Source organism: Variovorax sp. P1_H2, assembly GCF_056405295.1.
The window spans coordinates 1-25,354 of sequence record NZ_JBFUCJ010000048.1 but is presented as its reverse complement, the minus strand read 5'-3'; the positions used below and the strand labels follow the sequence as shown (position 1 = coordinate 25,354).

At 66.7% G+C, this 25,354-nt stretch carries 20 protein-coding genes; 8 read left to right on the top strand and 12 right to left on the bottom strand.

The window, feature by feature from the left end:
* The first annotated feature begins 176 nt into the window (after nucleotides 1–176).
* Entirely contained in the window at nucleotides 177–479 is a 303-nt protein-coding gene (locus AC1D2E_RS17770) for a hypothetical protein (protein ID WP_478198609.1), read from the top strand.
* 281 nt (nucleotides 480–760) lie between these two features.
* Here the strand turns inward: AC1D2E_RS17770 and AC1D2E_RS17765 are convergent, their stop codons facing one another.
* The 4 genes from AC1D2E_RS17765 to AC1D2E_RS17750 all read right to left on the bottom strand — a co-directional run bounded on the left by AC1D2E_RS17765 (nucleotide 761) and on the right by AC1D2E_RS17750 (nucleotide 3,812).
* Nucleotides 761–2,116, bottom strand: a complete 1,356-nt coding sequence (locus tag AC1D2E_RS17765) for an MATE family efflux transporter (RefSeq protein ID WP_478198623.1) — start codon at nucleotides 2,114–2,116, stop codon at nucleotides 761–763.
* 133 nt (nucleotides 2,117–2,249) lie between these two features.
* Nucleotides 2,250–2,822, bottom strand: a complete 573-nt coding sequence (locus AC1D2E_RS17760; RefSeq protein WP_478198608.1) for a DUF2239 family protein — start codon at nucleotides 2,820–2,822, stop codon at nucleotides 2,250–2,252.
* Nucleotides 2,823–2,895: 73 nt separating this feature from the next.
* Nucleotides 2,896–3,258: a GIY-YIG nuclease family protein gene (locus AC1D2E_RS17755; RefSeq protein WP_478086409.1), complete on the bottom strand. Its 363-nt coding sequence runs from the start codon at nucleotides 3,256–3,258 to the stop codon at nucleotides 2,896–2,898.
* A gap of 59 nt (nucleotides 3,259–3,317) precedes the next feature.
* A complete protein-coding gene (locus AC1D2E_RS17750) occupies nucleotides 3,318–3,812 on the bottom strand; it encodes a hypothetical protein (RefSeq protein WP_478198607.1) in 495 nt (164 codons plus the stop codon).
* A 97-nt stretch (nucleotides 3,813–3,909) separates the two neighbouring features.
* On the opposite strand from AC1D2E_RS17750, the gene AC1D2E_RS17745 reads away from it, so the two are divergent.
* The 3 genes from AC1D2E_RS17745 to AC1D2E_RS17735 all read left to right on the top strand — a co-directional run bounded on the left by AC1D2E_RS17745 (nucleotide 3,910) and on the right by AC1D2E_RS17735 (nucleotide 8,407).
* The gene (locus AC1D2E_RS17745; RefSeq protein WP_478198606.1) at nucleotides 3,910–6,282 is read left to right on the top strand and encodes a Tex family protein; all 2,373 of its coding nucleotides are present in this window, start codon (nucleotides 3,910–3,912) and stop codon (nucleotides 6,280–6,282) included.
* A 47-nt stretch (nucleotides 6,283–6,329) separates the two neighbouring features.
* A complete protein-coding gene (locus AC1D2E_RS17740; RefSeq protein WP_478198605.1) occupies nucleotides 6,330–7,403 on the top strand; it encodes a patatin-like phospholipase domain-containing protein in 1,074 nt (357 codons plus the stop codon).
* 89 nt (nucleotides 7,404–7,492) lie between these two features.
* Entirely contained in the window at nucleotides 7,493–8,407 is a 915-nt protein-coding gene (locus AC1D2E_RS17735) for a LysR family transcriptional regulator (RefSeq protein ID WP_478198604.1), read from the top strand.
* Here the strand turns inward: AC1D2E_RS17735 and AC1D2E_RS17730 are convergent.
* The 8 genes from AC1D2E_RS17730 to AC1D2E_RS17695 form a co-directional block, all read right to left on the bottom strand.
* The gene (locus tag AC1D2E_RS17730; protein WP_478198603.1) at nucleotides 8,404–9,384 is read right to left on the bottom strand and encodes a Bug family tripartite tricarboxylate transporter substrate binding protein; all 981 of its coding nucleotides are present in this window, start codon (nucleotides 9,382–9,384) and stop codon (nucleotides 8,404–8,406) included. The two genes, AC1D2E_RS17735 and AC1D2E_RS17730, sit on opposite strands and share 4 nt — an antisense overlap.
* Nucleotides 9,381–10,421, bottom strand: coding sequence for an NAD(P)H-dependent flavin oxidoreductase (locus AC1D2E_RS17725; protein ID WP_478198602.1), 1,041 nt, complete (start codon nucleotides 10,419–10,421; stop codon nucleotides 9,381–9,383). The genes AC1D2E_RS17730 and AC1D2E_RS17725 overlap by 4 nt, the downstream gene beginning before the upstream one ends.
* A gap of 26 nt (nucleotides 10,422–10,447) precedes the next feature.
* A complete protein-coding gene (locus AC1D2E_RS17720; protein ID WP_478198601.1) occupies nucleotides 10,448–11,182 on the bottom strand; it encodes an enoyl-CoA hydratase-related protein in 735 nt (244 codons plus the stop codon).
* On the bottom strand, nucleotides 11,179–12,438 hold the full coding sequence (locus AC1D2E_RS17715) for a CaiB/BaiF CoA transferase family protein (protein WP_478198600.1): 1,260 nt from the start codon (nucleotides 12,436–12,438) through the stop codon (nucleotides 11,179–11,181). Before AC1D2E_RS17715 ends, AC1D2E_RS17720 begins: the two co-directional genes overlap by 4 nt.
* A 29-nt stretch (nucleotides 12,439–12,467) precedes the next feature.
* Nucleotides 12,468–13,610 (bottom strand): porin, encoded by a 1,143-nt coding sequence (locus AC1D2E_RS17710; protein ID WP_478198599.1) that lies wholly within the window; start codon nucleotides 13,608–13,610, stop codon nucleotides 12,468–12,470.
* A gap of 199 nt (nucleotides 13,611–13,809) precedes the next feature.
* The gene (locus AC1D2E_RS17705) at nucleotides 13,810–14,799 is read right to left on the bottom strand and encodes a tripartite tricarboxylate transporter substrate binding protein (protein ID WP_478198598.1); all 990 of its coding nucleotides are present in this window, start codon (nucleotides 14,797–14,799) and stop codon (nucleotides 13,810–13,812) included.
* A 66-nt stretch (nucleotides 14,800–14,865) separates the two neighbouring features.
* Complete coding sequence (locus AC1D2E_RS17700; RefSeq protein ID WP_478198597.1) at nucleotides 14,866–16,032, bottom strand: M20 metallopeptidase family protein; 1,167 nt, start codon at nucleotides 16,030–16,032, stop codon at nucleotides 14,866–14,868.
* Nucleotides 16,033–16,075: 43 nt separating this feature from the next.
* A complete protein-coding gene (locus AC1D2E_RS17695; protein ID WP_478198596.1) occupies nucleotides 16,076–16,999 on the bottom strand; it encodes a carbon-nitrogen hydrolase family protein in 924 nt (307 codons plus the stop codon).
* Between the two features lie 83 nt (nucleotides 17,000–17,082).
* On the opposite strand from AC1D2E_RS17695, the gene AC1D2E_RS17690 reads away from it, so the two are divergent.
* The 4 genes from AC1D2E_RS17690 to tssI form a co-directional block, all read left to right on the top strand.
* Nucleotides 17,083–18,003, top strand: coding sequence for a LysR family transcriptional regulator (locus AC1D2E_RS17690; RefSeq protein ID WP_478198595.1), 921 nt, complete (start codon nucleotides 17,083–17,085; stop codon nucleotides 18,001–18,003).
* Between the two features lie 308 nt (nucleotides 18,004–18,311).
* Nucleotides 18,312–19,043, top strand: a complete 732-nt coding sequence (locus tag AC1D2E_RS17685; RefSeq protein WP_478198594.1) for a hypothetical protein — start codon at nucleotides 18,312–18,314, stop codon at nucleotides 19,041–19,043.
* 238 nt (nucleotides 19,044–19,281) lie between these two features.
* A complete protein-coding gene (locus AC1D2E_RS17680; protein ID WP_478198593.1) occupies nucleotides 19,282–19,683 on the top strand; it encodes a hypothetical protein in 402 nt (133 codons plus the stop codon).
* Nucleotides 19,684–19,729: 46 nt separating this feature from the next.
* On the top strand, nucleotides 19,730–25,354 hold a 5,625-nt coding region (tssI, locus tag AC1D2E_RS17675), incomplete at its 3' end, for a type VI secretion system tip protein TssI/VgrG (RefSeq protein ID WP_478198592.1).

The following is a 25,354-nucleotide window of genomic DNA, read 5'->3' as shown; positions in this document are numbered from 1 at the left end:
CGCCGTACTGCGAGCCGACGAGAGCCGTGGTGTTCGAATAGCTGCGAGAGCAGCCGTCCTTTTCCCGTCCCGGCTTGCCAGCCCGCGCGTTCCCGAGCCCAATGGCGTCAGGTGCGGCGTCGGCCCCGGGACGTACCGGCGCCGCCGCGAGTCCGACATCCGAAAGGTGGCCGCCGATGAAGCACTTCCTCATCAAGTACCAGTTCAAGAACGGCACGGCCGAGGCATGGCACGAGCACATCCGCCAGTTCATCGCCTGGCTGGACACCGAGCCCACCGTGAAGGGCAAGATCTCGTACCGCTGCCTGAAGGAGCGGGATGGCGCCGGCTACTACCATCTGGCCGCCGCGTCGGACGAGCAGGCGATCAAGGCCTTGCAGAGCCAGGATTTCTTCAAGCGCTATACCGAGGAAAGCAAGCGCGTCGCCGGCGGCGAGGTCGAGGTCGTGCCGCTGGAGTTGATCGCGCAGACGTCTTGAGTGTTGCTCGCCCCCAGGTTGGGCTCACTTCGTGTAGCCCGCCCACCCCCTACCGGGGGCGCAGCCAGCGGCCCGGCGAAGCCGGTTCCGCGGCTGCCCACGAACAGGCGCGCTGCGCGCAGCCGAGGAACAAACACAGCGATGGCGACGGAATTGTCCCGGCCGGCGCAGCCAGGCCCCGTTGGTGAGACACCGCGGCACCGGCTTCGCCGGGCCGCTGGTGTTGCCCCCGGCAGGGGGTGGGCGCCCGGACACGAAGTGCCGGGCAACCTGGGGGCGATTCATATCAGCTTTCGGATCGCCTTCTTGCGCCATACGAAGCGGTAGTAGCAAGCCTGCAGCGTCAGCATCGCGGTGAAGGCCACCGGATAGGAGATCCAGATGCCGTTCAGGCCCAGACGGTGGCTCATCCCCCACGCCACCGGCACCTCGATCAGCGCGATGCAGAAGATCGAGATCGYGGTCGGCACCAGCACCGAGCCGCTGGCCCGCATGATCCCCGACAGGGCCGCGCCCATGCCGAAGATCACGGTGCTCCACAACATGATGTGCAGCAGCGTCTGCGCCACTTCGATCACCGGCTCGCTGGTGATGAAGAATCCCATCAGCGGCCGCGAGAAGAGGTAGCCCAGCACCACCAGCGAGCCGGTCAGCACCAGGTTCATCGACAGCGCGGTGCGGGTGATCGCGCCGAGGCGCTGCACCTGGCCGGCGCCGATCGCCTGGGCACCGAGGATCGAGGCCGTGATCGCGATCGAGATCGCCGGGAACTGCACGTAGGCCACCACCTGGTTGACCGCGCCATAGGCCGCGGTCGCATCGGAACCGTAGGCATTGACGAAGGACAGCAGCGCGATCTCGGCCAGCGACACGACGATCATCTGGACGCCGGTCGGCACGCCGACCTTGAGCACCGCCTTGAGCAGCGCCGGACGCACGCGCAAGTGCCGCACGAAGTCGGCATCCGGTGCCAGCGGACTCTTCTTGCGCCGCAGATGGAAGGCCAGCCAGGCAGTCGCGACCACGAAGGAAACCACGGTGGCCCAGGCGCCGCTGGCCACGCCGAGCTGCGGCAGGCCGAACCAGCCCCTGATCAGCGCCGGCGTGATCACCAGGCCCAGCGTGGTCGAGATCATCAGCGTGTAGAGCGGGGTCACGGTGTCGCCGACGCCGCGCAGCATGGCGGTCGACAGCAGGAACACGAACAGGCCCGGCATCGCGATCAGGATGATGCGCGCGTAGCGGGTGGCGTCGACCAGGATGTCGGCCGGCGTGCCGAGCAGCTTCAGCATCGGTTCGGTGAAGATGCCGCCGAAGAGCGCGACACCGAGGCCGAACAGGATGCCCACCGTGAGCGTCGTGCCGGCTACCGCGCGCGCCTTGTCGGGCTCGCGCGCGCCCCAGGCCTGGCCGATCAGCACCGAGGCGCCAGCCCCGAGGCCGATCGTGAAGGCGATGAAGAAGAACATGATCGGGAAGAAGCCCGACACCGCCGCCAGCGCGCGCACACCGAGCATCTGCCCCAGGTAGACGTTGTTGAGCGTGCCCGAGAGCGACTGCAGGATGTTGCTCAGCAACATCGGCGCGAGGAACAGCAGGAACACCTTCCACAGCGGCTTGGACGCCATCGCGGCCATGCGCGGATTGGCGGGTGAGGCGACCGGCGGCGGCACCGTCTCGGCGCCGACGGCCGAGTCAGCGGCGCTCATTGGGATACCTCCGTGCTTCGCACTGCGGTGCGAGCTTGCTTGGGGCGGCCCGGCGCGGCGCTCATTGCTCGCTCCAGGCCGACGCGGCGAGCTTGTGGAGCTGGGCGCCGACGTCCTCGGGCCAATCCGCGACCCGTTGCCCGAAGCGCTCGCGATCGCCGGCGAACAGCGCGCGCGCGGCTTCCTCGAAACCGGGCAGGGAGCCGGCGATCACGGTCATGAAGCGATAGGCGGCTTCGCGCGCCGCACGCACGGCATCACGGTCGGCGTTGACGCGACTGGCCTCCTGGACCAGGCGCCGCAGCGCCACGGAGGCGCCGCCGGGCTGGCGATTGAGCCAGTCCCAGTGGCGCGGAAGCAGGGTGACCTCGCGCGCCACGACGCCCAGCTTGGGACGGCCTACGCCGCGCGGCGCCTCTGCAGGCGCCTCGGCGCTGCCCGCCGGTGTCGCAGCGCCGGCCCTGTGATGCACATCGAAGTCGAGCAATTCGCCCGTCTGTTCGTCGAACACGAGGCAGGGCGCATCGTCTTCCCGCGCGCGCAACTGCGCGAGCACGTCAGCCGTGCTGCCGTGGGCGATGCGCTTCAGGTCGGCAAAGACGATCAGATTGAGGGGGGCGGAATCGGACGGCATGCTGGTTTTCTTTGTTCTCGAGGGGCCGGGCAAGAAGGAGGCTCGTAATCTACCCGCTGGCGAGTCTCGAGCGTCACGGTGCGTGGTAGCCGCGTTCGCCGACACACTGGCGTTCCTCGCGCCAGAGGGCGAGGAGCTTCTCGACTTCGGCGCCACGGTCGAAGGCCGGGTCGTCGCTCTCCTTGATCCGGTCGACCACTTCGAAGCGAAAGTGCGCCGCGCCGTGCTCGATCCAGTCGCGCAGCAGCGCCTTGTTGCGGTGCGAGCGCAGGCCAAGCTCGAAGCGCGCGCGGTTCAGGGCACCCTCGACATCCAGGCTGCCGGCCATGTAGCTGCGGCCGTTCAAGGTGTTCGTGATGGCCAGGACCCCTGCCGGGCGCAGGGCGTCTTTGTACGTTCGCGTCAGGGCGCGCCGCGTTTCTTGTGGCAAGTTCATGCCCGCATATTACCCGGGTAAATTTGATTCTTCAATATACCCGGGTAAAAATAAAAAACTCAACCTTCCCGCAGGCGCCGCCAGCCCCGACGAATGCGGCGTCTCAGCGCCCGCACAAGGCGCCAGGCACGGCTCTCGCGAACGCGCGTCAGCACCCCGTCCTTCCAGCTTTTCCAGCGCGGATAGAAACGCCCGAACCATGGGATGCGCATCAGCGCCGGCTCGACCAGCTGGAACAGCCGTGCCAGGACCGCGGTGCCCACCAGCTTGGCGGCCAGCAGCAGCAGCAGGGCGCTCACTGCGTGCCCTTCGCCGAGCAGGAAGAGTCCGAAAAGCTTGACCGGCAGCAGCATCAGCGCCGGCAGAAAGAAGGCCAGCACCGCGCCCCAGGGCGGCAGCGCGCGCACCGCGGCCTCGACGTGCGCCCAGACGGGCAGCCGCGCCAGCCGGGCTGCGCCGCGGGCCAGCGGCTCCCAGCCCCACTCCTCGAACAGCAGCACCGGCACCAGCAGGGCCATGCCGAGCAGCCTCAGGAGTTTCTTCAAGATACGCATTCGGCGCCATTGTCCCCCTGGGGCCTATGGCAAACTTCCGCGCTTTATCCGCCAGGCGCCAAGGGCGCCGTCGTCCCTGGGACTTTCCTCCTCATCCATGCAGAAAATCATTCGCCAGCTCGCGGCCGAGATCAAGGTCGGCGAGCACCAGGTGAAGGCTGCCGTCGAGCTGCTCGACGGCGGTGCCACCGTGCCTTTCATTGCCCGCTACCGCAAGGAGGCCACCGACGGCCTCGACGACATCCAGCTGCGTGAACTCGAGGCCCGCCTGTCCTATCTGCGAGAGCTCGAGGATCGCCGCGCGGCGGTGTTGAAGAGCATCGATGAGCAGGGCAAGCTCACCCCTCAACTGCGCAGCGCGATCGAACTGGCGCTCACCAAGCAGGAGGTGGAGGATCTCTATCTGCCCTTCAAGCAGAAGCGCCGCACCAAGGGCCAGATCGCGCGCGAATTCGGCATCGAGCCGCTGGCCGACAAGCTGCTGGCCGATCCGACGCTGGATCCGGCCGTCGAGGCGCAAGCCTTCCTGCAGCCGGCCACGACGCTGGACGACGGCAAGCCGGGTCCGGACTTCTCGAGCGTCCCGGCCGTGCTCGATGGCGTGCGCGACATCCTGTCCGAGCGCTGGGCCGAGGATGCGGCGCTGGTGCAGCGCCTGCGCGAATGGCTCTGGGCCGAAGGCCTCTTCAAGTCCAGCCTGATGGCGGGCAAGGACGAGAACAACGCCGACATCGCCAAGTTCCGCGACTACTTCGACTACGACGAGCCGATCGGCCGCGTCCCCTCGCACCGTGCGCTGGCCGTGTTCCGCGGCCGGGCGCAGGAGGTGCTGGATGCCAAGCTGGTGCTGCCGGTGGAGCCCGAGCCCGGCAAGCCCTCGATCGCCGAAGGCAAGATCGCGCTGCACCTGGGCTGGAGCCACGCCGGCCGCGCCGCCGACGACCTGATCCGCAAGTGCGTGGCCTGGACCTGGCGGGTCAAGCTGGCGCTGTCGACCGAGCGCGACCTCTTCACGCGGCTGCGCGAGGATGCCGAGAAGACCGCGATCAAGGTCTTCGCCGACAACCTGCGCGACCTGCTGCTGGCCGCACCGGCCGGCCCGCGCGTCGTGATGGGCCTGGACCCGGGCATCCGCACCGGCGTCAAGGTGGCGGTGGTCGATTCGACCGGCAAGCTGGTCGAGACCGCGACCGTGTTCCCGCACGAGCCACGCAAGGACTGGGAAGGCTCGCTGCACACGCTCGGCAAGCTGTGCGCCAAGCATGGCGTGAACCTGATCGCGATCGGCAACGGCACGGCCAGCCGCGAGACCGACAAGCTGGCGGCCGACCTGATCAAGCTGCTGGCCAAGATGACGGCGCAGGCCGGCGCGCCGGACGTCAACGTCGACAAGGTGGTGGTCAGCGAGGCCGGCGCCTCGGTCTATTCGGCCAGCGAGTTCGCCTCGCAGGAAATGCCCGATGTCGACGTCAGCCTGCGCGGCGCTGCGAGCATCGCGCGGCGGCTGCAGGACCCATTGGCCGAACTCGTGAAGATCGATCCGAAGTCGATCGGCGTCGGCCAGTACCAGCACGACGTGAACCAGAGCGAACTCGCACGCACGCTGCATGCGGTGGTCGAGGATTGCGTGAACTCGGTCGGCGTCGACCTCAACACGGCCAGCGTGCCGCTGCTGTCGCGGGTCTCGGGCCTGTCGGCCAGCGTCGCCAAGGCGGTGGTGCGCTGGCGCGAGGCCAACGGCGCCTTCGCCAGCCGCCAGCAGCTGCTCGACGTCAGCGGCTTCGGTGCCAAGACCTTCGAGCAGAGCGCGGGCTTCCTGCGCATCCGCGGCGGCAGCAATCCGCTCGACGTGACCGGCGTGCATCCGGAAACCTATCCGGTGGTCGAGCAGATGATGGAAAAGACCGGCAAGCCCGTGGCCGAGCTGATGGGCCGCGCCGAGATGCTCAAGACCCTCAAGCCCGAGCTGTTCGCCAACGAGAAGTTCGGCGTCATCACGGTCAAGGACATCCTCGGCGAGCTCGAGAAGCCGGGCCGCGACCCGCGCCCGGACTTCAAGGTGGCGCGCTTCAACGACGGCGTCGACGACATCAAGGACCTGGTCGAGGGCATGGTGCTCGAGGGCACGGTGAGCAACGTCGCGCAGTTCGGCGCCTTCGTCGACCTCGGCGTGCACCAGGACGGCCTGGTGCACGTGAGCCAGCTCTCGCACAAGTTCGTCAACGATGCGCGCGAGGTCGTGAAGACCGGCGACATCGTCAAGGTCAAGGTGATGGAAGTCGACGTGGCGCGCAAGCGCATCGGCCTGTCGATGAAGCTCGACGCCGCGCCGGCGCGCCGCGATGGTCCGCGCGAGAACCGTTTTGAAGGGGCAGGGCGCGGACAGCAGGGTCCGCGCCGCGACAATTCGCCGCAGCCGGCCGGCCAGATGGCCTCCGCCTTCGCCAAGCTGCAGGGGCTGCGCAAGTAGGTGGCGGCCGCGGGAGCGAGCGCAACATTCTTGCCGGCAAGCATTGCATGAAGGCGCTTCGCATCTACGCCGGCCCGGCCGCGCGTGCGCACATCGCGGCCCACGGCCTGCGTCCGCAGGACGTGCGCACGGTTCCGGGCGCGGCCGGCGGCCCCAAGGGGCTGGTGCTCGGTCCGCTCGACCGCTTCCTGTTCGGCGACTGGCTGCCGCAAAGCGCGCAGCCGATCGACCTGGTCGGCGCCTCGATCGGCGCCTGGCGGCTGGCGAACGCCTGCCTGGGCGACACGAAGACCGCCTTCGAAGAATTCGAGAAGGGCTACATCCACCAGCATTTCGAGCTGCCGCCGGGCCAGAAGCGGCTGAGCGCGAGGCAGGTCAGCGCGCAGTTCGGCGAGGGGCTGCGCAGCTTCTACGGCGGCCGGACGGCGGAAGTGCTCGGGCATGCGCGCTACCGCCTGCATGTCGTCACGGCGCGCGGCCGGCACATCCTCGGACGCGAGGGCCCGGCCCGCACGCCGGTGGGCTACCTGGGGGCCTTCCTCACCAACAGCGTGCACCGCAAGAGCCTGGGCGCATGGCTGGAGCGCGTGGTGTTCTCGACCCCCGGCGCGGCGCTGCCCTTCGGTACGCGGGATTTCCGCACCCGCCAGGTGGACCTGGTCGAGGCCAATTTCGAGCTCGCACTGCAGGCCTCGTGCTCGATCCCGTTCATGCTCGAGGCGGTGCACGACATTCCCGGCGCACCGGCGGGCGCCTACTGGGACGGCGGCATCACCGACTACCACCTGCACCTGGACTACGGCCATGCCGAAGGCCTCGTGCTGTATCCGCATTTCCAGCGTGCGGTGGTGCCGGGCTGGCTCGACAAGGGGCTCAAGTGGCGCCACAAGCCCACCGGTTTCCTCGACCGCATGGTGGTGCTGGCGCCGGACCCGGAATGGGTGCGGTCATTGCCCAACGGCAAGCTGCCGGACCGCAACGACTTCATCCGCTACGGCAACGACCTGCGCGGGCGCATCAAGGCGTGGAGCGCTGCGGCAGCCGAGTCGCAGCGGCTGGCGGACGAGTTCGGCGAATGGCTGGACGGTGGCTGCGGCGCGCTGGACGTGCGCCCGCTCTAGTGGCGCGGTTGCTAGAGTGAGCGTGCGCCTGTGCGGCGCGCGTTTCAGCAGCAACCTGGTCCCGCCCGCCGCTGGTGCCATTCGCGTCCATGATCAACATTCGTGACATCTATGCCTTTCTCGAACTGGTCGAGCAATGCAACTTCAATGCGGCCGCCGAAAGCCTGCACCTGACGCAATCCGGACTGTCCCGGAAGATCGCCCGGATCGAAGCCCAGGTCACGCAGCGGCTCTTCGATCGAACGACGCGCTTCGTGAAACCCACGCCCGCGTGCCTGCTGCTGGCACGCCATTGGAGAGAGGCCTTGCACGGCTATCAAGCCGGCCTCGATGCGATCCAGGGCTCCGACGACGAGCTCGCGGGATCGCTGGTGGTAGGCGTCAGCGCAACGTCTCGCCATGGCGTCTGGCAAGGCCTAGGCGAGCGCTTTGCCCAGCGCTATCCCAAGGTCAGTGTCCGGATCGAGACCATTCCGTCGCAGGACGTGATCCATCACGTCAAGAACGGCGATCTGGATGCCGGGTTCTGCGGTGGCCCGGTCGACGATCCTTCGCTGGGCGTGATCCGCATCGAGACGGTTCGCTACCAGGCCCTGGTGCCCGCGGCCCATCGCTTCGCTCGCCGGAAGGGCTTGAAGCTGGCCGACCTCCAGGAGGAGCCGCTCGTGCTGGTGAACCGCCGCACATGGCCGCGCGTGCGGGCGCCGATCGATGCCATCCTGGAGCCGCTCGGCCTGCTTGATCACGTCGTCTTCGAGCCTCACCTTTCCGAGGTGCTGCTCCGGCACGTCGTGCAGGATGGCCTGCTCGCCATTCATCCGGTGGGCGCCTGTCAGCTGCTGCCAAGCGGGATGAAGACCATGGAGATCCGCGATCTGGCCCTGTCGCTGGACAACTCGTTCATCTGGCGCAGGTCCACCACGTCGCCGATCGTGCGAACGCTGGTGAACGCGGTCAAAGGCATGGACCGGTCGATCGCGGCCGAATACGAGGAGCCTGTCTAGACGGTGGGCAGCTTGGCGAAGCGGACCGCTTCGCGCCAGGCCGCGAGCTGTGTCTTGAGGAGGGTCTCCAGCGCTTCAGGCGAACTGCCCGCCAGGATATTGCCGTTCTGCGAGAAGATCGCCCTCAGCTCGGGGCGTTCGAAAACCGTGACCATCTCGCGCGACAGGCGCGCCACGACCGGCGCCGGCGTTCTGGCCGGTGCGAAGAAGCCGGTCCATGGCAGCAGATTGACCTGCGGCAGGCCGATCTCCGAGAAGGTCGGCAATTCAGGTGCGCGGACACTTCGCTCAGGCAGCAGAACGGCCAGCGGCTTGCCCTGGCCGCGAAACTTGTCGATCAGGTCGATGGTTCCGATCGTGAGCTGGACGCGGCCCGCCATGAAGTCGTTCACGATCTGCGCGCTGCCCTTGTACGGCACGTGGATCAGTTCGATGCCCGCGTGCATCTGGACCTGCGCCATGGCGATGATGCTGGTGGAATCTCCGGTGCCATAGGCCAGCTGCCGAGGATGGGTCCTGGCGTAGTCGATCAGTTGCTGCATGCTGTCGACCGGAACGCTCCGGTGCACGAACAGGAGATACGTGAACGACGTAAAGCGCGAGACCGGCAGGAAATCCTTCAGCGGGTCGTAGGGCGGTTTGGTGACATGGATCGCCGGCACGTAGTTGAGTGCACTGGGCGTTGCGAGCAACAGCGTGTGGCCATCGGGCGCCGCCCGCGCAACCTCCACGGCCGCAATCGATCCGTCGCCGCCCGGGCGGTTGTCCACCAGCACCGGCTGGCCGAGTGCTTCGGTGAGCGGCTGCGCAACGATCCGGGCCGCACTGTCGGCCGGGCCGCCGGCCGTGAATGGAACGATGAGGCGAATCGCCTTGGTTGGAAAATCGACTGCCGCGGCGGACTCCTCGAGCGAGCCCCCCGCGGCGCAGACTGCGGCGGCCCTGAGCAGCAGGCGGCGGGTGATCGGGTGGTTCATGCCGGTTCGCCGCGGAGGCGCCGCCTTGCCGTCTCGTACTCGTGCCGGAGTCTTGCGACATAGTTCTCGGTCGCCAGAATTTCGGTGACGGCGTCGATGCCTTGGCCGCAGCCCCAGACGTCCTTCCAGGCCTTGGCCGCCGAATCGGGGGGCGCGGTCGGGGCGGCTTCATTGCCCGGCTGCGCCTCGTCCAACGATTGCCACTTGTGCTGCTGGCGTTCGGTATCGAAAGCCAGCAGGCGCGACGTGCGCTGCGGCAGGTTCTCGGGGTCGAGGCCGGCCCGGAGGATCGATGGCTTCAGGTAATTGCCATGGACGCCGGTGAACAGGTTGGTGTAGACAATGTCCGTCGAAGCGCCGTCCACGATCGCCTGCTTGTAGGCCTCCTTGGCGCGGGCCTCCAGGGTCGCAATGAACGCCGAGCCGATGTAGGCGAAGTCGGCGCCCATGACTTGCGCGGCCAGTACCGCGGAGCCGGTCGCGATGGCGCCGCCCAGCGCCAGCGGGCCGTCGAACCAGCGCCGGATTTCCTGCACCAGCGCGAACGGGCTCGTCGTGCCCGCATGGCCGCCGGCACCGCAGGCGACGGCAATCAGGCCGTCGGCGCCTTTCTCGATCGCCTTGCGGGCAAAGCCGTCGTTGACGACGTCGTGCAGCACCACGCCGCCGTAGCCTCGAATGGCCTCGTTGACTTCGGTGCGGGCGCCGAGCGAGGTGATCACGACTGGAACCCTGTGCCGGACGACCGCGGCCAGATCCGCATCGAGACGGTCATTGCTCTTGTGCACGATCAGATTGACGCCGTAGGGCGCTGCCGGGCGCTCGGGCTGGCAGCGATCGTAGGCGGCCAGAGTTTCCGCGACCTCGCCCAGCCACTCGTCGAGTTGCGCGGCCGGTCTGGCGTTGAGCGTGGGCATCGTGCCCAGAACACCGGCCTTGCACTGCGCGATCACCGTGGCAGGCGTGCTCACGATGAACAATGGCGATCCGATGACCGGGAGTGGCAGCTTTCGCAAAAGAGGGGGTAGGGTTGACATGGGTGGGTCCTGTCGTGGGTTGAGGCTCAAGCGCCCTTGAATCGGGCCAGACGCTTGTCGCGCAGTGCCTGCAAGCCTTCGGCGCGGTCTTCACTGCGGGCGATCCGGTCGAGCATCTGCAATTGCGCGAAATGCGCTTCGACCGGCCCCTTGGGCAAGGTCTGCATGGCGATCGCCTTCATCGACTGAACGACCAGCGGCGCGTTCAGCGCAATGCGCTCGGCAATGGCCATGGCGCGCTCGAAGGCCGTGCCGTCGGCGACCACTTCGTTCACCATGCCGATCTCGTGGGCGCGCTGGGAGGACATCGAGTCGCCGGTCATGATCCATTGCAGGCCGGGCCGGAACATGAACCGTCCCGGGAAGCCGGCCATCAGGCCGCCGTACAGGCCCATGCGGGCCTCCAGATAGGCGAAGCTGGCGCTCTGCCCTGCGATGACGATGTCGCACATCAGCACGAAGGAGCAGGCCATGCCCAGGCAGGCGCCTTCGGTGGCAACGAGGATGGGCTTGTTGCAGGGCACGGAGGTGTTGGGCATCGCACCCGCATCCGTCTCGGGTGGGTTCTTGATGTCGACGCCAGCCGAGAAGCACGGTCCCGTGGCATGGACCACACAGACCCTGGCGTCCGATGCGGCGAATGCCTTCCAGGCGAGATGCATGCCTTCGCACATCGCCTGGTTCCAGGCGTTGCGGGCCTCGGGCCGGTTCATCCGGATGAGGAACACTGCGCCGATCTGTTCGGTGATCACGGGGTTCATGGGAGGCACTCCTGCGGGTCCGGGTTGGCACCGGATACTGGTTGATCAGGGGAAAGGAAGCGACGCAGGATCACTTCGGTGTCGGCGCCCAGGCGCGGCGGAGGCCGTGCCTGCAACGGCGTCTTGGAGAATCGCAGCGGATTGGCGACGACGCGGATGCTGCCCGCATCGGAGAGGTGCATTTCCTGGACCAGTTGCCGATGACGGACCTGAGGTTCGTCGAAGGCCTCGGCAATCGTGTTGACGACGGCACATGGCACCCCCGCGCCGGCAACGCGGGTGACCCATTCGGCCTTCGGCCGCCGCAGCGTGATCTCCGCAACCAGTGCATCGAGTTGCGCGGCATTCTTCAGGCGGTCTGCCAGCGTCGCGAAGCGCGGGTCGGACAGCCACGCCTCTCGTTGCAGGACCGAGCACAAGACAGGCCAGTGCCGTGCGTTGGACTGGATGATCACGAAGCCGTCCGAGCAGGGATAGACACCCGACGGCGCCGCCGCGATGCCGGAGTTGCCAACACGCCCCTGCGAATGTCCCGAAGCCAGATAGTTGCCGGCGATGTAGGCATTGCCCGCTACCGCGACATCGAGCAAGGCGAGGTCGATGTACTGCCCCTCGCCGGTCGCGCGGCGATGCAGCAAGGCCGCCAGGATGCCGGTGCATGCATACATGCCGGTCAGCACATCGGTATGCGGGACCAGCGTTCGCATCGGGCCGCCGCCCGGCTTGTCGTCGGGCAGGCCACAGGTGCTCATGGCACCCGACAAGCCCTGGAACAGGAGGTCATAGCCGGGGTAGGTCGACAAGGGTCCCGTCTGCCCATATCCGGTGATGGAGCAGTAGACCAGCGCGGGGTTCAAGTCCGACAGCGACGCGTAGTCCAATCCATACCGCGCCAGATTGCCGGCCTTGAAGTTCTCGACCACCACGTCGCTGTTCCTGGCAAGTTCGCGGATGGTCGCTTGGCCGTCGGCACTGCGGATGTCCACGACGACCGATTTCTTTCCCCGATTGCAGCAGGCGAAGAATCCGGACATTCCTTGCGCCGAGGTGCCCGACGTCGCCGATGTCGTCGATGGGTCCGATGGCAATTCGGTGCCGGGATAGTGCGGTGGAAAGCTTCGCGCCTCGTCGCCGCCATGCGGGCTTTCGATCTTGATCACCTCCGCCCCCATGTCCGCGAGCACCTGCGTGCACCAGGGCCCCGCGAGAACCCGGGTGAGATCGAGCACTCGGATGTTGTCGAGTATGTTGGCCATGAATCCAGTCCTTCGAAAGGGGAAGAGGGTTAGAAGGCGCTGCGGACACCGAATGCAATGCCCTGTGGTGCAGCGCCCGGGCCGCCTGCCGAAACCACGGGGTCGCCCGCTGCCAGCGGAAAGCTGGCTTTCTCACCGTTCTTCACTTTTCCAGCCGTGGCATACAAGCCGGTCCGCCTGGACAGCGCATACACGTAGCCGATCCCGTAGGACGTGCCTGCCTGCCCCGCGCTGCACGAGGCATGGCAGAGCCTCTGGACCAGCAGCGACACTTTGCTCGCGCCGCTGGTCCAGCTGCCACCGACCCAGATGTCCTGGCCGTCGGCATGCGGCGTCGGATGGCTGACCTTGAAATACCCTCCTGAGAAGGACATGGAACCCGTCGTGTAGGTTGCGCCGACGATCAGGTCCTTGCGTGTTGCCAGACCTTCGAATGCGCCGGCGCGCACCAGGGGCAGCTTGAGGCGCTGGTGCGCCCCGGCCAGAAGCCAGGGGCCGCTCTTGTATTGAAGGCCGACTGCCACGAGTTCATTGGCGCCCTTGGGCGGTGCCGGGTCGACGCCGCTGCTCTCCGAGCCGAGGCTGTACACCAGCCGCGCCGTGCACCCGCTGCTTGTCGGCGAGGTGTAGAAGATGCCGTTGCTGACTCGCCCGAAGCGCTCGATGCCGGTGCCCGATCGCGCGCCGATGGCCTGCAGATTGCCGTAGAGGCTGAAGCTCATCGGATCTGTGGCGGCGCCGGTCCAGAACAATGGCGTGTAGTCTCGTCCAGCCAACAAGGTTCCGAAGGCGCCGCTGAGCCCGATGTGAGAGCGTCGATTGAATCCACTCGGTGTCAGTGCGCCGCCGGGCAATGCGGGCGACGCACTGGCAGGGTTGCCTGCGTAGGCCTTGGGGTTTCCGGTGTCGAGGTCGAAGCCGGATTCGAGCGTGAAGACCGATCTGAGCCCCCCGCCGAGATCGTCCGAGCCCATGAATCCAAGGCGGCTTCCGCTGCCGTATCCGGACGCCAGCCTCGTGACTTTCGCCCCGCCCGGGCCGCCACTCTTTTCGAATCCGATGCCGACGTCTGCGATGCCGTACACGCTGACGCTGGCCTGCGCCAAAGTGGGTGCCCAAAGCGCGCTGAAAATCGTCCGCAGGCGTTGCGCCCGCTGGCGGTTCTTGATCATGTCTCGCTCCCTGTCTTTCTTGTTCCGGCGATTCGCCGACACGCGGCGTTTCGTCAAGGGAAGACGATAGGGAGGTCGGCGATGCCGGTCCAATGCGGCCTCAGAATTTATTCATGACTGTCGGTCATCGAAGACCGGCACCAATGAATGTCAGGCCGGCCACTGCGCCAGGTGGAACAGCGGACGCGGATCGAACTGCCTATTGCGGCTGCAACCCGATCGACTTCGCCAGTGCCCGGTAGCGCGCGCTTTCCGAGGCCAGGAATTTCGCCGATTCCTGCAGCGACATGGGTGGGGCGAGTGCCGACCCCTGCGCTTCGAGGCGGGCGCGGAGATCCGGCTCCTGGAGCGCGTCGGCGATCACCTCCTGCAGCCGCTGCACCTTGTCTTCCGGGGTGCTGCTCCTGACCAGGTAGGCGCTCCAGATCGTGAATTCGAAGTCTTTCAGCAGCGCGCTTTCATTGACCGACGGCAAAGGGCCCGCCCCTTCGGGCGGCGTGCCACCCACACTGGCCAGGATCTTGAGGCGCCCCTGCCTGGCCATCGCCACCGTGGCCGGTCCGTAGGCCACGATCGCGAAATCGACCTGGCCGCCGCCAAGGTCCTGCATCAGCGGAGCGCCTCCCTTGTAGGGCACGTGGGTCAGGCTTGCCCCGATGCGCTGGCCAAGATGTGCAGCAAGCAGGTGATACAAGGAACCAACGCCGACGCTGCCATAGGACAACGGTGCCCCGATGTCGCTCGATCGCCGGGCCAGTGCGACCAGGTCATCGACCGAGCCGACTGGCAGGTCCTTGCGCGTGAGAATCGCGATCGGCGAATGCGCCACCAGTTGCACGAGTCGGAAGTCTTCCGTCCTGTATTTGGCGAAGGCATTGGCCAATGGCGCCAGGATCAGTTCGTTGGGCGTTCCCTGGAACAGGTAGTGGCCATCGGCGGGCGCGGAAAGAACCTTCTGCGCAGCGATGGAGCCGCCCGCGCCACCCTGGTTCTCGACCAGCACCGGCTGCCCCAACTGTGCGTTCATCGACGTGCTGAACAGCCGAGCGACCCCGTCTGAAAGCCCGCCAGCCGGATACGGCACCATGAGCCTGACGGGCCTGGAAGGGTAGGCGTCGGCCGCCACAGCGGCCGTGGCGCAGAAGAACATCGCGGCCAGAAGGCCGCTCAGCAGTCGAGTCAGTTTCATGGTGTGTGCTTTCTTGGACGATGGCTTTGGGGTCTACAAGCAGCGCATGGGCGCTGCTTGCCTTGTTCAGTCGGCTTGCAGGAAGGCCCTGGTGATCTCCACGAAGGCCTGCGCCGCCACCGGCAGGATGGCGTCGGGAAAGTCATAGCCGCCGGTATGCAGATCGGGATGCGACTCGCCGACGCCGACGAAAAAGAGGCAGCCCGGAATCTGCTCGAGGTAGTGGGCGAAGTCTTCGCCGCCCAGTGTCGGCAGCTCGGTCAGCAGCCGGCTGCTGCCCGGCGGCATGGCGCGGACCACCGTCTCGTGGAAGAAGCGCGCCATGGCCGGATCGTTGACGACCGCCGGCGTGCTCGAGATCGTCTCGAAGGCATGGCTCGCGCCCCAGGCATCGCAAAGGCCCGCCGTCAGCGCCCGCAGGTGCGTGACGATCGTCGCCCGCGTGGCGGGGCAGTCATAGCGCACGCTGACGCCGATCTCGCAGGACGTGGGCACCGCGCCGCCGGCCGCGAACGCGCCCGCATTCAGGCTGGTGACAGACACCAGCCCCGAGGCCAGCGGCGACAGCGCCCGCGAGACGATGCCCTGCCAGGCCTGGATGACCAGCGTCGCGAGGTAGACGGGGTCGGCCGCGAGATGCGGGCGCGAAGGGTGTCCACCGGGGCCACGGATCGTGAGTCGGATGCGGTCGCCGCCGCCGCTCGTGGGACCGGGCCGCACCGCGATCTCGCCTTGGCGCAGGCCGGGCCGGTTGTGATAGCCGAAGATCGCATCCACGCCAGCGATCGCCCCCTCGGCGATCATGCGCAGCGCGCCTTGCGTGTCTTCTTCCGCGGGCTGGAACAGCAGCCGGACGGTGCCGGGCAGCGCCGGCATCAGCTCGGCGATCTTTCGCGCCGCAAGCAGGAGGGAAGCGGTATGACCATCATGTCCGCAGGCGTGCATGACGCCCGGATTTCGCGAGCGGTAGGGCAGGTCGTTCTGCTCGCTGATGGGCAGTGCATCCATGTCGGCTCTGAGCGCGATCGTCCGGGCTCGCGGCCGCGTTCGGCCGCCCCGCAGCTCTGCGACGACCCCGGTGCCCGCGACGCCGCGCCGCAGCGCGTAGCCGAGCGCCAGCAATTCGTCGGCCACCAGCGCGGCGGTCGCATGCTCCTCGAAATGCAATTCGGGGTGGCGGTGAATGCGGTGCCGCAGGCCAATGGCGTGCTGCACGTCTGGGTCTGAAAACAAGGCGCCTCCGGATCGTGGTGATGTTGGGGTGCGGGACGGCACGTCAGCCGTGGAACTCGACCGCGTGCTTGCTGCGCTGATCCACGTTCAGCGAGAACACATCGGGACGCGCGTAGTGCCCCACCACATCGAAGTCGTAGCGCGCGCGCACCAGTTCCTCGACGTCGATCGGCGCCACGACCAGTCCGGTGTCGTCGAAGAGCGGCCCGGCGAGCACGTCACCGTAGGGGCCGACGATCAGGCTGCCGCCACGAATCAAGGCACGTTCAGGGTCCCAGCCGGGGACGTCGATCCCGAGTTGCCTGGGCGACGGCTGGACCTGGCAGGCGCTGACCACGAAGCAACGCCCTTCGTGGGCGATGTGACGCATGGCGCACTGCCAGATGTCGCGCTCGTCGACTGTGGGCGCGCACCAGAGCTGAACCCCTTTGGCGTACATGGCAGTGCGCAGCAGCGGCATGTGGTTCTCCCAGCAGATCGCGGCGCCGATCCGGCCCGCGGCCGACTCCACCACCGGCAGGGTCGAACCGTCGCCTTGCCCCCAGATCAGCCGTTCGGTGCCGGTGGGCATCAGCTTGCGATGCCTGGCTACCAGTCCCGACCGCGGATCGAAGAACAGCACCGTGCAGTAGAGGGTGTGGCCGCAACGCTCGATCACGCCGACGACGAGACTGGCTTGCGTGCGTTGCGACAGGCCGGCCAGGGCCTCGGTTTCGGGGCCCGGCACATCGATCGCGTTGTCGTAGTAGCGGGCATAGGCCTCGCGGCCTTCGGGCAGGCGATAGCCGAGCCGGGTCCCGAAAATCTCGCCTTTCGGGTACCCGCCCAGCACGGCTTCGGGCATCACGACGACGCAGGCCTGCGACGCGATGATTTGCGCCTCGAAGCCGAGGATCCGAGCCAGCGTTGCGTGCTTTCCCGCGGGAAGCGATCCGATCTGGAGAGCGGCGACTTTGGTCTTGGACATGTGGGGGTGGGGAGACGGTGAGAGGACTGCCTAGTATTCGGCGCCGCCTAAAATCAATCAACCCGCCTTCACTTGTGATTGATATGAACGCCGTTGATATCTATGGACTGGACCTCAATGTCCTCAAAGTGTTCGAAGCGTTGTACGAAGAGGGCAGCGCTACGCGCGCGGCCATCCGTCTGGGCCTCACCCAGTCCGCCGTGAGCGCGACGCTGGGGCGATTGCGTACCGTGTACGGGGACGTCCTGTTCACACGGACCGGGCGTGGCCTGGTGCCGACCTTGAGGGCGGACGAACTCAAGCCATTGATCAGCGAGGGATTGGGCAAATGCCGTGAAAGCCTCGCGCTCGGACGCGGCAGGGCAGAGACCTACGACGGCCGCTCCATCGCGGTAGGGCTGTCGGACGACTTCGAGATCGCCTTCGGCCGAAGCATCATCGATGCCGTCGCGGCGCGCGCGCCGGGCTTGCGGCTTGTCTTTCGCCAGACGCACAGCCTGATCGTGGGCGAGATGCTGCAGGCCCGGCTGCTCGACCTGGCGATCGTCTCGGGCGGGCTGTCGTCGCGTGCGCTCAGCCGCGAGGTGGTGGGTGAAGGTCGCTATGCCTGTCTTCTGGATGCCACCCATCTTCCCTTGAAGCGCGGCCCGCTCACGCTGAAGGAATATCTGCGCCGCGATCACATCCTGATCTCTTCAGGGGGCTTCGTCGGCGTCGTCGACGAGGCCCTGGCGGCCATCGGGCACAAGCGCCGCGTCGTCGCCTCCACCACGCATTTTTCCGCGCTGCCTTTTCTGCTGGGCGGCAGCGATGCGGTCGCCACGATGCCCAGGCACGCGGCCACGGCGATCGCCGCACGCACCGGGCTGCATCTGTTCGCTTGTCCAATCGCGATACCGCGTTATGCCGTCGAAGTCGGATGGCGTACCGGTTCGGTGCGCGACGCGGCTGTTGCGATGGTCCGGGCCACGCTTTTGGAACTGCTGGGCGTATTTCGATGGTGAGTGAGGGCTGCTGACAGGCGGGCGCAAGCGCTGAAGCCGAGGCAGCACCCAGCTAATTCGGCCGTCCGACGAACCCGTGTCGTCCTCCATCTGCGAAATCTCCCACAGCACATTGCGCCCCGTCTTTCCCTTGGGTGAATCAGTATCGAAGGCTCACTGCCCGCGGCTCATGCATGACACGTCGGGCATCCAGGAACAATGATCGAGGGGGATCGCTGACATGTTCGGCACATTGCATCAGCGAGTTGGATGGCGCGTTGCTTCGGCTGGGTGCGTGGTCCTGGCGACCCCGAGCCTGCGGAGAGCGCATGGCCCGTCCTGATGATGTCGAGTGGGAGGGCACCGTCCTCGTCGGACCCGGAACCGTTTCGATCGTTCGCATCCCGGTGCCCGGAACCAACGGACTGTGCATTCAACTCGATGCCCCCGGTGGCTACAAGGGGTCCACGTCCACGTTGTTCTTCGTCGAGGACGCCAGCCAGAAGTTCGGACGGCAGCTTCGCCTGGACTACGGACCCAGGCCCACGACGGTCAATGGTCAAAAGGTGACCGTGATCGACTACCACTGGAACCAGAAGGGGACGATGGGCGACTTCGGCATTCCCGACCACTCGCCGGCATCGCCCGCGGGCCGCTATGTGCACGGGGCCGCAAAGTACTTCAGGTACGGTGGCCGGATCCTGCTCGTGGCAGGAGCGACTTTCGATGCCATTTCGATCGTGAAGGCCGACAAGCCACTGCGGCGCGCGTCCGAGGTCGTCGCGGGATGGGCCGGCGCATGGCTCGGTTGTCGGATCGTCGGGGCAGGAGGCGCGTATGTGGGCGGCGCGGCCGGGTCCGTCGCACCCGTGGTCGGCAACGCGGCCGGCGCGGCGATCGGCGGCATTGGGGGCTGCATCGTTGGCGGCCTGGGCGGCTATTGGGCCGGCAGCGAGGCGGCAGGCGTCGTCTACGACTGGGCCGACGACACCTCGTTTTCGCCCCTGATGCGCGTCACCGAAAACGAAGTCCATCTMTGGCTGCGCGAGCGTGGGCTTTGATCAGATGAATCCCTTGATCACGCTGGCGAGGGCCGAAGTCTCGTCGCCGATCACGGCATGCGAGTTGTTCTGGTCGACCACTCCAGAGTCGCAGGACGAGGGCATGGATGCGCGCGTCATCGATTGCCTCAGCGAGACCTTCTGCGCTTACGGCGCCACCGCCTTCATCTCCGACATGCCGCAATCCAGCGATCGCTTCATCGACCACGCCAAGAGCTTGTTCCGGTCTTCGCAGCCCGTGGTTCAGAAGGACGGCTACAACTTTCGTCGATTGCGCATGCCCCGCGTTCGTGCCCGATCGCTGTGGCTGGTCGATACCGAGCGTGCCGACATTGCCAKAAGCTTTTTCCTTCTACAGGCTTGGCACTACGCCCCTTGCCAGATCGCCTTCTTTCGCGAGCCGGCCAGTCAACCAGTTGCGCTTGCCGATGTCGATCTTCAGGCGGCCATCCTCGATGGCGGCTGGGAGGCATTGACCACCGCCTTGCACGCATCTTCTTCCGTGGCCGTCTGCACACCGGGCCACGACGGCGGCTGGTTGAAGTTCGTCTTCGCGGATGCGCAGGCCATGCGCCGCTTCGACGAAATCCTCAAGGCCCGCTGCACCGCTTTTCAGATGCCCTACACCAGCGCCCTTTGAGTGAGCGCCAGTTTTTCAAGAATGAACCCAAGGACTGCCTGATTCCATGAGCCGCACCGTCACCGTATCCAGTCCCGCGATGCCGAGCCTGTTGGGCGCGCCAGCCCTCGAGTTCCGAAGCCTGGAAGGCGACGAAGGATTGGGCCGGCTGTTCCGCTACGCGATCGAACTGCAGACCCCCGACAACGCCTCATTGAGCGACTACGTCACGGCCAACGTCCCCATCAAGGACCTGGTGGGCAAGGAGTTCTCGGTGGTCATCGAGCTCGACGGCATGGGCTTCGGACTCGGTGTGGGTGCCGGCACGCGCGAGATCAATGGCTTCGTCACGAGCGCACGCTTCGTGCGCAGCGAGGAACGCCGCTCGATCTACGAAGTGGTGATCGAGCCCTGGCTGGTGCTGGCCACGCGCACCAGCGACTACAAGATCTTCCAGAACAAGACGCCGCTGGAGATCATCCGGGAGGTGCTGGCCGACTATGGGTTCCCGGTCGAGGTCCGGGTGAGCCACAGCTACCCGCAGCGGATCTTTCAGGTGCAGTATGGGGAGCGAGACTTCTCGTTCGTCAGCCGCTTGATGGAAGAGTTCGGGATCTACTACTTCTTCGAGCACTCGAACGGCGCGCACCGCATGGTGCTGGTCGATGATGCCGGCGCCCACCAGCCCTTCGCGAGCGCCGCCTACCAGGCCATCCGCTTCCAGGCGGAGAGCGTCAAGATCGACGAGGAGTACTGCAACCACTTCGACGTCACCGACACCCTGGCCTCGGGCGCCTGGGTCACCGATGACTTCGACTTCACCAAGCCCAAGGCCAAGCTGCAGCAAATCTCCAAGATGCCGCGCAAGACCGGCAACAACGACCAGGAGATGTACCGCTGGCCCGGCGACTACGCCGACCCCGAGGAAGGCCGCACGCTCGCGCGCGTCCGCATGGAGGAAGCGGGCGCCGTGGGCAAGCGCGCCAACGGCAGCGGAAACCTGCGCGCGATGGTGCCGGGCTGCACGTTCAGGCTTCAGCACCACCCGCAGGACAGCAGCAACCGCGAGTGGCTGATCATCGGGGCCACCCTGTCGCTGCATGAATCCGGCTCTGCCTCCGGACAGGCCACGTACAGCTGCGAGACCCGCTTCTACGTCCAGCCGGCCAACGACACCTACCGAAGTCCGCAGCGCCACGAGAAGCCCCGCACCACCGGCCCGCAGACGGCCATCGTCACCGGCCCGCCCGGCCAAGAGATCTGGACCAACGAATACGGCCAGGTCAAGCTGAGCTTCCACTGGAACCGCTACTGCACCAAGGACCAGAACTCCTCGTGCTGGATTCGCGTGTCGTACCCGTGGGCGGGCAACGGCTTCGGCAGCATCGCCATCCCGCGCATCGGCCAGGAGGTCATCGTCGACTTCGAGAACGGCGACCCGGACCGGCCGATCATCAGCGGACGGGTCTACAACGCGCTGAACATGCCGCCGTGGGAGTTGCCCGCCAACGCCACGCAGAGCGGTGTTCTGACCCGCTCCAGCCTGGAAGGCGCCCGCGGCAAGGGAATGAAGAACGGCCCCGGCGACGCCAACGCCCTGCGCTTCGAAGACAAGAAGGGCCAGGAGCAACTCTGGCTGCACGCCCAGAAGGACCAGCTCACCGAAGTCGAGCACGACGAAGACAAGTGGGTCGGCAACGACCGCCGCAAGACGGTGGACCGCGACGAGACCAGCGTCATCCACCGCGACCGCACAGAGACGGTCGACCATGACGAAACCATCACGGTCCACAACGACCGCCACGAGCAGGTGGACGGCAACGAGGACGTCCGCATCGGCGGCAACCAGGATCTGACGGTCGAGAAGACCAAGACCGAGACCATTCAAAAATTCTCGATCCAGAACGTGGGGCTCGCGCGCATGGAGAACGTGGGGCTGGCCTACAACCGCAACGTGGGTGCCGCGATGGCCACCACCGTCGGGCTCGCACGCACCGACATCGTCGGCATGAGCTGGTCGCAGAGCATCGGGCGGAACTACGAGATCACGGTGGCGGACCAGTACAGCGTGACCTGTGGCAAGGCCAGCTTCCTGATGAACAAGGATGGCCTTGTGGAAATCAAGGGCGACAAGATCCGCGTGAACGGCCAGACCCTGACGGATGTCACGGGCGGCAAGAGCGGCACGAAGTGGGAAGACACGGGCATCACGCACGAGACGCCGGGCCGCTCGCGCACGCACGCGGCGCAGCACAGCCTGGTGGGGCCGGCAAGCAAGCCCTCAGTGCTGGCGCCGGCAGAACAGGACTGCCAGGAGTGCAAGAACGCCGCCAAGAGCGGCACCGGCGGCAGCATCAGCTTCGCGCGCGGCACAGAGCGCCTCGCGCACACCGACTTCGTGCTCCAGGCACCGCTGCCGATCACGTGGACGCGGCACTACAACTCAGGGTTCGTCGGCTACGACAGCGCAGGCGAACTCGGCGCACGCTGGGTCACGCCCTACACAGTGGCGCTTCATACCTTGGGCCTCGACAAGGTACGCTACCTCGCAAGCGATGGACGCACCCATGACTACCCGGTGCCGGCGGTCGGCGAGGTCCATGTGGACCCGATCGAGGAACTGCTGCTGCGCCGAACGAGTGCGACCGAGGTGGTGATCGAGCGCGGTCCCGACTGGCATGAGGTGTTCGAGTGGGCGGGCTCGTGGTGGCGCCCGATCGCCTACCGCACGCCGCAGGGCAACCGCATCGAGATGCGCTACAGCGAGGAACGCGAGAGCGCGCAGCCCCAGCACGACATCATCCCGGAGCGGCCCGACGCGCACGGGCTGCCCGCCCCGGCCGCGTTGCCCAAGAGCCTGCTGAGCGACGTCCTGAGCTACCAGGGCGAGATGCTGATTGCTCATGCGCAAGTCGAGTTCAAAGACGGTCGCATCGCCTTTGTGTGGGAGGTCCGGGACGGCGAGCGCACGCGCCGGCTGGCGGCCTACCGGTACGACGAGGCCGGTGACCTGGTCCAGGCGCTGGACGAGAACGCGCTGATGCTCGACGTGCCGACCCAGGCCGTGCGGAGCTACACCTACGGCAACCACTTGCTCACGCGCTACACCGACCGCACGGGCCGGGCGATGAACCTGCAGTGGTCCGGCACGGTGGAAGACGCCAAGGCGGGACGTGCCCGCGCGGTGCGCGAATGGGCCGACGATGGCAGCTTCGACACCCGGCTCGCGTGGGCTAAAACGGGCGCGGCCACCGTCACCGATGCGCTGGGCCACAGCACCGTGCACCACGTCGACCGCCTGGGCTACACGCGCCAGATCGACCATCCCGACGGCACCATCGAGCGCCTGGAGCGCGATGCGGCCTGCAACGTCACCGCCCACCACCACCCGGACGGCAGCGTCGAGCACTTCAGCTACCAGGCGGGCGCCGATGGCCGCAGCCACCTGGTCGAGCACCTGCGCGCGGACGGCAGCCGGATCGCCTACAGCTGGGATGCTCAAGGCCGGCTCGGCGCCATCGTCGATCCGGTCGGCGGGCGATGGACACGCACCTACACCGCAGCCGGCCTGCTCGCGACCCAGACCGATGCGCTGGGCCGTGTGACACGCCACGTCTACGACGACAAGAACCAACTCGTCGAGATCATCGACCCCAAGGGCGCCAGCAAGAAGCTGGCGTACACCGCGGACGGCCAACTGGCCAGCTTCACCGACTGCTCGGGCCACACCAGCCGCTGGGCCTACGACGCGCAGGGGCGCCAGCAGGCCACCACCGACGCGGCGGGGCGCAAGACCGAATACGTCTACGAGCACGGCCAACTGGCCGCCATCGTCCATCCCGACAAGACCGAGACGCGCCTGGAGCGCGATGCCGAGGGCCGGTTGTTTGCGCACATCGATCCGCTGGAGCGCAAGACCAATTACCACTACAACGCAGCCGGCCTGATCCAGCAGCGTGTTCAAGGTGGCCACAGCCTGCGCTACGAGTGGGACAAGCTCGCCCGGCTGTCGGCGCTGGTCAACGAGAACGGCGCACGCTACGGCTTCAGCTACGACCCGATGGGCCGTCTCGTCGAGGAACGCGACTTCGACAAGCAAGTGACGCGCTACCTCCACAAGCCCCAAGCGGTGCGCCAGCACACCGGACATTGGTTCCTGCACCACGAGTACGACCCGATGGGTCGCCTGTTGCGCCGACAGGCCGAAGAGTTGCAGGAATGCAGCGACGGCTACCTGCGCCCGATCCCGGACCAGAGAGAACAGATCGAGAGCTTCCAGTACGACCCTGCGGGCCGCTTGGTCGCAGCCAACAACAACGACGCGCGCCTGCAGTGGTTCTACGATCCCGTGGGCAACGTGGTGCGCGAGCACCAGCACTACGACTTCCTGCGCGAGCCGCCCTGCCATGTGTGGCAGCACGAGTACGACGAGTTGGACCAGCGCATCGCCACGGTGCGCTCGAACGGCAGCCGCCAGCAATGGCTCACCTACGGCTCGGGCCACGTGCACGGCCTGATGCTCGACGGCGAGGAACTGGTGGGCTTCGAGCGTGACAAGCTGCACCGCGAGACCGCGCGCATCCAGGGCAATGGCCTGACGCAGCACAGCGTCTACGACCCGGCCGGGCGATTGAAGCTGCAGCGCTATGGGGCCACGCCCATCACCGGCAAGGGCGAAGCGGGAACGCCGCCACCGCCCAGCCTGCGCGGCATCCAGCGCGAGTACGCCTACGACCCGAGCGGGCAGCTGCAGACGATCAACGACGCCCGGCGTGGAATGCTGGCCTACAAGTACGACGCRGTGGGGCGTCTGGTAGARGCGCGCAACGGCCTGGGCCTGGAGAGCTTCGAGTTCGACCCTGCGGGCAACCTGCTGGGCGAGCCGCAGCGCGTGGCCGAGGACCTGGCGGCGGCGCAGGCACAAGTGAAGGCGCGGGAATGGGGCATACCGGGCCTTCGCCCCACGCCCACCTCGGCGCTGCTGGACAACCTGCTGCGCAAGTTCGGCGACGCCAGCTACGAGCATGACGAGCGCGGCAACCTGCTGAAGGCGCAGAACCCCGGCCAGCGCAGCCAGGTCTTCGAGTGGGATGGCTTCGGACGGCTGCGCCGCTTCGAGACCCTGCACGACTCCGAGATGCGCTACTTCTACGACCCGCTGGGTCGGCGCATCGGCAAGGAGAGTTGCGCGGTGGTGCTGCCGAACTATTCGGCGGGCTCGGGCTGGCGCGCTGCGGAACTCCATCGCATCAACACCGAGCGCGGCTACGGCATGACCACCTTCGGTTGGGATGGCGATGCACTGGCCTGGGAGCGCAGCGCACGCGCGTTGATTCACTACCTGTATGAACCGGGAGCGAGCTTCGTGCCGATGGTGCAGGTGAGACGCGAAGCGGAGGGAAATCAATGGGGGCCGGTGCGCAAGGCCTGGTACCAGTGCGACCACCTCGGAACACCAATGGAACTGACCGACGACAAGGGAAAGATCGTCTGGGAGGGGGACTACAAGGCCTTCGGCAAGGCCAAAGCAACGAGCTTCGATGGGTTCACGAACAACATCCGGTTCCAGGGGCAGTACTTCGATGAGGAGTCGGGGCTGCACTACAACCGGTATCGGTATTACGACCCGCTGGCGGGAAGATATCTAAGCAAAGACCCCATAAAATTGCTGGGAGGCTTCAACGTCTATAGC